The 2,029-nt window shown below is 33.8% G+C and carries 1 protein-coding gene; it reads right to left on the bottom strand.

Annotation, left to right across the window (positions count from 1 at the left end; translation table 11 throughout):
• Window positions 1–1,787 (bottom strand): immunoglobulin domain-containing protein (locus BUC23_RS17135; protein ID WP_139259989.1); only part of this gene is annotated, 1,787 nt, incomplete at its 3' end.
• Between the last annotated feature and the right edge of the window lie 242 nt (window positions 1,788–2,029).

Below are 2,029 nucleotides of genomic sequence, written 5' to 3' on the forward strand. Positions count from 1 at the left end.
GAAACTACGTTTCCTCCAGTAGCTGCATCATACCATACCACTGTTTCTCCTGCTTGAGCCGAAGCCATAGCCGTTAATGTTTGAATTGGTAATGAGGCACATACCGTTTGATTACTTGCAGTTGGTGTTAATAGAGGAACATGAAATTCCACCTTTATATCGGCCGTAGATGGCGGACAAACACCATTTGAAATACTCCATGTAAAAACATAAATACCTTCTACATCTACAGACGCAGTGGATACCCCGCTAATTACATTACTAAAATTCACTAACCCTGGTCCCGATTTTAATGTCCATTTACCAGAACCTACCGTAGGACTATTACCATTAAGCGAAGTACTACTTAGTGAACAATTATATTGATCAGCACCCACAGTTGCCGTTGTCGGTTTTTCATCTAAATTGATTAAAATACTAGCTTCTTTGTAGCAAGGAATCAAAGCATCTGCTGAAACAACAACTGGATTCGGGTCTTTGACATTATAATCCATAGCACTACTCCCATAATCAAGCGAACTGCTTAATTCAGGGCTTAAAAAGGAATTTGTAACATTATAATTAAGTTCACTATCATCTTGCATAGTCAAGGTAAAAAACTTAATGTCCCCAACTGTATAACCTATTAATGATTTCAACACTTCTACTTCAAAGCCTAGATTATAATCTCCAATTCCTGAATTACCATTATTAACCCCCATTACAGAACTAGGGAATCCTGTTGAGGCATTTCCTAATCTAGTCTTAGTAGAATTCCCAGTTTTTAATTCAATAATATCTGCGAAATAATTTGTTCCACCATTATCTGTTGAAATCGCAAGACAATAATCCGCTTGAAAATACGAGTCAAAAGTACTTGGATTATTATTAAAATAATTGAATCCTTTTACAGAGGGAATAATATTTGCTTCATCTCCATAATTTGACAAATTAAAACCTCCGGGCTTTGTATCCAGAAACAACAACATGCTTCTATTGTTATCTAATTTTCCTGCAATACCAAAAACTAACTTATCTTCGGTTGGACTAATTTTAATAGAATTAATATAACCGCCTAATGCATTCAAAGATAAAGGAGCTGACAAAACATTATCTTCCAAAGCACCTTTCCCATAGGCCGTTTCGGTGGCCAATCCATCAAAATTAACACCATATCTCGTCCTAACGCTAACTATTTGCCCTTTTTTCAGTGCATTAGTTGTAAATATCCTATTTGCTGACATTCCTTGCTTAACAATGCCATCAACTGAAAATTCAAAAAAATCACCGCCACCAGATGCAGTAAATTCTATTGGCGTTCCTTCACATATGACTGCATCATTTGGAAAAGCTTTCAAAGTAACTGCTGGAGGATAGGAATAAACCGAAGCAACTACGGGCACTCTATTACTAAAATCAGCACCTGCATGTGTTCTAACGTAATAAGTTGTAGTTTGGCTGACACTAGGACTATAAATAGATCCTGTATGCAAAATAGTATTAGAAGTTTGACTTGAAAACCATTCAATAATATCGCCGCTACCACCAGATGCGGCCATAAACACTTTTACTGTCAAGTCAGCCTCTTCTTTACAAGCACTTCCTGCAGTTGTCAATGGGGTTGGTATTATCGCTGTAGATTTTGCAGATTTTAATGTTTTGTTCGTTTTTTTAATAGTATCCATTAAACTAACAGCCAACTGCAAATTTATTTTAGAATTATTTGAAGTTTGTTCGAAATTATTGGCATTAACTTTATTTGCTAAAAACGAAAAAAACAATAAAAATAAAAGTAATTTATTTTTCATAGAATAAATTTTGGTGTTAATATAATTGACGAAATAAATTTAATTAATTAAAATATTAAAAGTATCGTTTTATTTCGGTTAAGCAAATAAAATTTTAATATATAATTAACAATATTATAAACAAATTACAATCAACCAATTAAACAAAAAAAAACTTCTTGGTACACCAAAAAAATAACAACGCAAAAAATCCCCATCAAATGAATGATGAGGATTCTTCAAAGAAAGGCGACGACATACTC

It is taken from the genome of Flavobacterium xinjiangense (assembly GCF_900142885.1).
In the GTDB taxonomy this organism is placed as follows: domain Bacteria; phylum Bacteroidota; class Bacteroidia; order Flavobacteriales; family Flavobacteriaceae; genus Flavobacterium; species Flavobacterium xinjiangense.